The 5,761-nt window shown below is 36.5% G+C and carries 8 protein-coding genes; 3 read left to right on the top strand and 5 right to left on the bottom strand.

From position 1 onward, the window contains the following. Positions 1–123: 123 nt before the first annotated feature. Positions 124–417, bottom strand: a complete 294-nt coding sequence (locus tag FTU82_RS15560; protein ID WP_001277151.1) for a type II toxin-antitoxin system RelB/DinJ family antitoxin — start codon at positions 415–417, stop codon at positions 124–126. Between the two features lie 134 nt (positions 418–551). Then, entirely contained in the window at positions 552–1,181 is a 630-nt protein-coding gene (locus tag FTU82_RS15555) for a hypothetical protein (protein WP_078194520.1), read from the bottom strand. Positions 1,182–1,937: 756 nt separating this feature from the next. Between FTU82_RS15555 and repM the strand changes: the two genes are divergently transcribed. Then, a complete protein-coding gene (repM, locus tag FTU82_RS15550; protein WP_151208205.1) occupies positions 1,938–2,876 on the top strand; it encodes a replication initiation protein RepM in 939 nt (312 codons plus the stop codon). Between the two features lie 32 nt (positions 2,877–2,908). On the opposite strand, the gene FTU82_RS15545 is transcribed toward repM, so the two are convergent. After that, positions 2,909–3,223: a hypothetical protein gene (locus FTU82_RS15545; protein ID WP_151208206.1), complete on the bottom strand. Its 315-nt coding sequence runs from the start codon at positions 3,221–3,223 to the stop codon at positions 2,909–2,911. A gap of 14 nt (positions 3,224–3,237) precedes the next feature. Further along, positions 3,238–3,525 (bottom strand): hypothetical protein, encoded by a 288-nt coding sequence (locus tag FTU82_RS15540; protein WP_020847062.1) that lies wholly within the window; start codon positions 3,523–3,525, stop codon positions 3,238–3,240. A 381-nt stretch (positions 3,526–3,906) separates the two neighbouring features. Between FTU82_RS15540 and mobQ the strand changes: the two genes are divergently transcribed. Together mobQ and FTU82_RS15530 are read left to right on the top strand one after the other, a co-directional pair. Further along, a complete protein-coding gene (gene mobQ / locus FTU82_RS15535) occupies positions 3,907–4,878 on the top strand; it encodes a MobQ family relaxase (RefSeq protein WP_180015673.1) in 972 nt (323 codons plus the stop codon). Continuing rightward, positions 4,875–5,372: a hypothetical protein gene (locus FTU82_RS15530; RefSeq protein WP_179997568.1), complete on the top strand. Its 498-nt coding sequence runs from the start codon at positions 4,875–4,877 to the stop codon at positions 5,370–5,372. The genes mobQ and FTU82_RS15530 overlap by 4 nt, the downstream gene beginning before the upstream one ends. Before the next feature lie 111 nt (positions 5,373–5,483). Here the strand turns inward: FTU82_RS15530 and FTU82_RS15525 are convergent. Further along, the coding region (locus FTU82_RS15525) for a type II toxin-antitoxin system YafQ family toxin (RefSeq protein WP_218947763.1) at positions 5,484–5,761 on the bottom strand (278 nt) is incomplete at its 5' end.

Raw genomic sequence — 5,761 nt, 5'->3', positions numbered from 1 at the left:
TTTTCAGGCAAAGGATTATTTGCGACTAAACAATCTAATACTTCTGCCCATTCAGCCGTAACCAGTTCTAAATAACGTCTTTTAATATCACGTTTAAAAGAACTGGTTACGATAATCTTACGTTTAGCCATGTGCTTCTTCCGACATAGCTTTAATCGCTTCTTCTACCGTTTCGTACTCGGTGTACTCGCCATTTTCAATCTCTTTTAAAGATTGAAGTAACTTAGCTGCTGCTTTAGGAGTTAAAGCAGTTTCTCGCGCATAGTCAAAAGATAAAGGGATCGCCTTAGTTTTAACGATTTGATTCAAGAACAGTTTGAATGCTTGGGGCATAGTCAAACCGTAGTCTTCTAAAATAGGCGTGACTTGTTCTTTTAACTCTGCTTCTAAGCGCATATTGAAATTGACTGCGGACATGATTTCCTCACTCAAAAAACATTAAAGTAAAGATAATATAAGGCATATTCTTTACTTTTTCATTACTTTTGATTTAATAAATGGTTTCTAACAAATGAATTTCGTATAACCACCATTATGTTAAATGTATAACTTTATAAAGTGTTAATTTTAAAGTCTTCCAATGTTTTGCCTTTTTCTTCTAATAAATTATGAACAAACTCAGGCTCTAATTTCAGCATCAGTTCAATAGCATCATGGATTTTCCAAAATTGTAATTCAGGATGATCTATTATTTGGATTAAATGGTTTTTAATTAAAGGAATATATTCATCGTATTTTTCATCATCAATTAACCAAAATAAGCGACTAATATCAAATGGTTCTGTATTAGATATTTCTATAATCTTTTGTATAGGATGAAATATTTTTATTCTAGCCTGTTCACCAAATCCTAGATCAGCTTGGAATGCCCAATAACGAACAAAAGCTCTAAGTACATGCTGAAGTGTATCATCATAACCATGTAAACGATGATCTATATAACCAACTAATTTATTTTCATTTAATAAATTTACTAATGCATCAAAACCAGAGGATTGTCCCCAATTAGTCAGAAGTTTTGCTGCCTCAAATACAATATTTTCATCAGAAGAATTTAATAAATTTATGACTTGTTCTATACGATCTTCAGGAATATCTTCTGGATCTAAATCTGTTGCATCACATGCGTAATCTGCATGAGTAGGAACGTCATGCAGTAATACAGAAATTTCTTTATTCATTAAGCCACTCATTAATAATTATCTTAAGATTTTCTAAAATTAACATAATACACCTTATACGAAATGCGTTATAATTATCTATAGAAATCAATGCTGTAGATTCTATTTTATAGCCCGAACATCCCTGTTCGGGCTTTTTTTATGATTTTTCACGTTCCACGCCTATTATTTAAGCAATGTTTCACAACTTTGATTAGCTCCAGTAAATAATTAAAACCTAGATAATAAGAACCGAGCGAGTGTCTACGAGCGATTGAGCATCATCAAAATTCGACCTCGCCTTTTCTCTGATTACAAGCTCCCTTTTGATTTTAAACGGTAGGTACAGAGCATCCCGAATGGGTGCGAACTTTGGAGCTTTTGCTTTTCAAAAAGTATGAGCGAAGCGAATACATTATCAATGCTTTTACTTTTGAATATCACGAACAGTATTAATTAAAAACTGCCCCTCGAAGCGAGGAACGAGCTTCAATAGAGTACGAGCTTTAGCGAGTACCTAGGGCAGTTTTCCACAAGTTTTTATATTTTTTATTTTTAAATATATTTTTAAATATTTTTAAGTTGCTTGAAACGCTTGTACAGCAAGGCTTTCACAGCTAATAAGTACACCAATTCCGACATATAAGTACACCAATTCCGATATTTTAGCCCCAATAAGTACACCAATTCCGACATATAAGTACACTAATTCCGATGATATTGACACGTACATTACAAAGGTGTACAAATACACTTGAATTATAAAAGTGTACAACAATGAAAAATGACTTAGTTGTAAAAGATAATGCGTTGATTAATGCTAGTTATAGTCTTGGTCTTGTCGAACAGCGATTGATTTTATTAGCTATCGTTATTATTCGGGAACATACTCATAACATGCACCTTGACTATATTGCATTCAATAAACCAATTGAGATTACAGCAGAAAGTTATATTAATACGTTTGGTGTAAGCCATAGCACAGCATACGAAACACTAAAGGATGCCTGTAAGTCTTTATTCTCAAGACAGTTTAGCTATCAAGAACCTAGAGAAAAAGGTATTGCTCATAAAACGACTCGCTGGGTGTCTGATATTGCTTATATTGATAATTCTGCAACTATAGAATTTACTTTTGCTCCAGCGGTCTTACCCCTAATCACTTATCTTGAACAACACCTTACAAGCTACGAATTAAAACAAGTTGCCAATCTAACAAGCGGTTATGCTATTCGCCTATACGAACTTTTAATTGCGTGGCGTAGTACTGGGAAGACACCAATTATTGATTTAAATGAATTTCGTTTAAAACTTGGAGTTGGAGATGAAAAATATCAAAGAATGGGGCAATTTAAAGAAAAAGTTTTACATATTGCTATTGAGCAACTTAACAAACATACAGACATTACCGTAACTTATGAGCAACATAAGCAGGGGCGTACAATTACAGGGTTTTCATTCAAGTTTAAGCAAAAAGTACAACCTAAAATTGAAACTAAACGAGATCCCAATACCCCTGATTTTTTCATCAAAATGACCGATTCCCAACGTCATTTATTTGCAAACAAACTGTCTGAAATGCCTGAAATGGGGGCATATTCTCAAGGTACAGAAAGCTATCAGCAGTTTGCTATTCGTATTGCAGACATGCTTTTAGAGCCTGAAAAATTCAGAGAGTTATACCCTTGCTTAAAAAAGGCAGGATTTGGTAATTAAAAAAAAGGAGCTTCAGCTCCTTTTTTTTAATTTTATTCTTTGGCTGGCTGTCCTATCGAATCTAACTGATTAATCAGTTCCGCATTTACTTCTTCGCCCGACTTATTGGCAGTATCTTTACTTTCAAATCGTGATGAATCTTGGAGTTCTTTTTTCATACGTTCACGGTCTTCGTCTGTAATTTCTTGCGGAGCAGGTACTTGTTGCGCTTCTTGGCGTACTTCTTCCACAATCTCAGGAGACGATGCTTGCACTCTTACATGTTCTGGTTCTTCTTTATTTTTGCTGCATGCAGTAAGGGTAATAACTGACATTGTTAATAAAGACATTAAAATTTTATATTTCATAAAGAATATCCAGCTTAATTGTTATTCATCGAAGGTAAATCAAAAAGTATTCTATCCCGATCCTCTATTAAATAATCATTAAGTTCAGCGAGTATTTTTTCTTTGTTGGCTTCATTGGATTGCATTTTTTTAATCAAGTAAGAACCAAGTAAGATTTTACGCCGAGTATCATCCTTGCGTTCTTGCTCTTTCTGCTTTGTTCTTTCTCTTGCTTCAATAGCCTGTTTCTGAGCTTTTAACTGTTTCAGCTTCTCCAACTGGGCTTCAATTTTCTTTTCAATATTTTCAGTTGATTTTGTCATAACGGTTAATTTCGGGATATAGAAAACCACTCAAGCATAAAACCCTATGAATTGAAATTCAAGCGGGTAATATGCTATCGTGTTTTTCATGAAATGCGCACTTACGACTTGGATTTCATCCAAGTCAAAGTTTGCGTAAGGGGAATCCCCTTAACCCCAAAAAATTGCTACGCAATTTAAAAAAGCAAAAGGTAAATAAAAATGTATCGGTATAATTTTAGAGAAACTCACCTTTACCTTTGTCCAAATTGCGGACACGAATGCACTTATAAGATGCCTGAACAGATGGCACAACATGCAGAAGAAAGAGAAGTTCAGAACCTAAAAAGAGAATGTGAAAAATGCGGTTATTACGTCCCTGCTAGTCGGAAGTGTTAAGCGATGGCGATTTATCATTGCTCGACCAAAACAGTTAATCGAAGTTCAGGCAGAACTGCTGTTGCATCTATGGCTTATCGTGCAGGTGAAAAGCTCAAAGATGAACGCACAGGGCTGACCCATGACTTTACAAGAAAAGATGGTGTCGCCCATTCAGAAATTATCTCGAATCTCGATATTGAAATTGACCGTAATGACCTTTGGAACTTGGCAGAACAGTCCGAAAACCGCAAAGATGCCCGAACCGCTAGAGAATGGGTAATCGCCCTACCCGATGAATTAGACGCTGATCAACGTAAGGACTTGGCAAAAGACTTTGCCAGGTCCTTAGTTGATCGCTATGACGTAATCGCAGATTTAGCCATCCATGAACCGAGTAAAGGCGGTAATGATAAAAACCATCACGCCCATATCATGCTCACAACCCGAAAAGCCGAATTGAATGCAGACAATAAACTCACTCTGACCACCAAAACCGATATTGAACTCAGTAACGCCAAACGAAAAAGCCTTGGTATGGGGACAACCCAAGACGAAATTAAACAGATTCGGGAAACGTGGGCAAATTTAGCCAATCACGCATTAGAACGAGCAGGCTTTCAGGAAAAAATAGACCACCGCAGCTATGCCGATCAGAATAACGGACTACAAGCCACCATCCATGAAGGCACTAAAGTCACCCAATTACGCAGACAAGGCATAGACACTGAAATCAGCCGTTTTAATGACAATGTGAAACAGCAGAACGCCCAACAGCTTGACCAACAGAAACAGCAGAAAGAGAGCGTTTTACAGCGTGGTTTAAACCGTGTCGATCAAGGTTTTGATCAATGGCAGAAGAACCAAGAAACCAAACGTCTAGAACTGGAACGCCAAGCGGAAATGAAACGACAGCAAGAATTAGATAAACAACGAGCCGAGCAAGCACTCCGCAAGGCATCTCAAAAACTAAGTAGAGGCGGAATGTCATTATGAGCAATCAAAATGATTTAGATGACCAGTTATATATTTTATTGGCATCCATGAAGGAATATCGAGAAGCCATAGCAGACGATAAGAAGCGATTAGAGCAGTTTTACAACCAAGTCGCTAGTGGAGTGCTAGACAAGGCTGAAAAATCGCTAGAAAACGCAAATAAAAAGCATACAGGTGCATTAAACAACAGTATTCAGGCATTAAACGAAGCTACAAACAGGCTCAACTTAAAACTTATCCTTATTTTTGCCAGCACGTTTGTGGCTGTGATGATGGTATTCATTTTGGCTATCTTCTTATACATACCAAGCAAAGACGAAATTGATGAACGTAGAGCAGATCTGGCTGTACTAAAAAAATATCCGCTACAAATTCGAGAAAGTGATGGTGAAACATTGGTGAGAATAATGAGGAAAAATTGCTACTCGTTTGAACCGAGTAGTGTCAAAGAAAAAACCTATGACTGGTGTCAGATCGACCCTAAAAAATACTAGTTGATCGGTACTTTGCTTGGTTTTTCTCATTACGAATCAAATTACAGCAAGCGCAAAGTTGCCCGACTTTGAAACATGGCTAAAGCCATATTTCAAAGCATCGAGCGATAGTCATCCAAAAATTTCGGAATGGCTATCCAACTGATGCAGTTCTAAAATATCGTCACCAACAAGCCTATAAATCAAGACTAAGTCAGGCTTCACATGACAATCACGACAATTCTTAAACTCTGCACCACCCTTCAAGGGATGATCTAAATATTTTTCAGGCAAAGGATTATTTGCGACTAAACAATCTAATACTTCTGCCCATTCAGCCGTAACCAGTTCTAAATAACGTCTTTTAATATCACGTTTAAAAGAACTGGTTACGATAATCTTACGTTTAG

Origin of the sequence: Acinetobacter sp. YH12151, from assembly GCF_013418355.1 — a bacterium.
GTDB lineage: Bacteria > Pseudomonadota > Gammaproteobacteria > Pseudomonadales > Moraxellaceae > Acinetobacter > Acinetobacter pseudolwoffii.
The sequence above is the reverse complement of the archived record's forward strand: the minus strand, read 5'-3'. Positions and strand labels throughout refer to the sequence as shown.

What these genes read in the sequence shown, in the direction of transcription:
- mobQ (WP_180015673.1), top strand. Translation starts at nt 3,907, where the DNA reads ATGGCGATTTATCATTGCTCGACCAAAACAGTTAATCGAAGTTCAGGC.
- FTU82_RS15560 (WP_001277151.1), bottom strand. Translation starts at nt 417, where the DNA reads ATGTCCGCAGTCAATTTCAATATGCGCTTAGAAGCAGAGTTAAAAGAA.
- repM (WP_151208205.1), top strand. Translation starts at nt 1,938, where the DNA reads ATGAAAAATGACTTAGTTGTAAAAGATAATGCGTTGATTAATGCTAGT.
- FTU82_RS15530 (WP_179997568.1), top strand. Translation starts at nt 4,875, where the DNA reads ATGAGCAATCAAAATGATTTAGATGACCAGTTATATATTTTATTGGCA.
- FTU82_RS15545 (WP_151208206.1), bottom strand. Translation starts at nt 3,223, where the DNA reads ATGAAATATAAAATTTTAATGTCTTTATTAACAATGTCAGTTATTACC.
- FTU82_RS15540 (WP_020847062.1), bottom strand. Translation starts at nt 3,525, where the DNA reads ATGACAAAATCAACTGAAAATATTGAAAAGAAAATTGAAGCCCAGTTG.
- FTU82_RS15555 (WP_078194520.1), bottom strand. Translation starts at nt 1,181, where the DNA reads ATGAATAAAGAAATTTCTGTATTACTGCATGACGTTCCTACTCATGCA.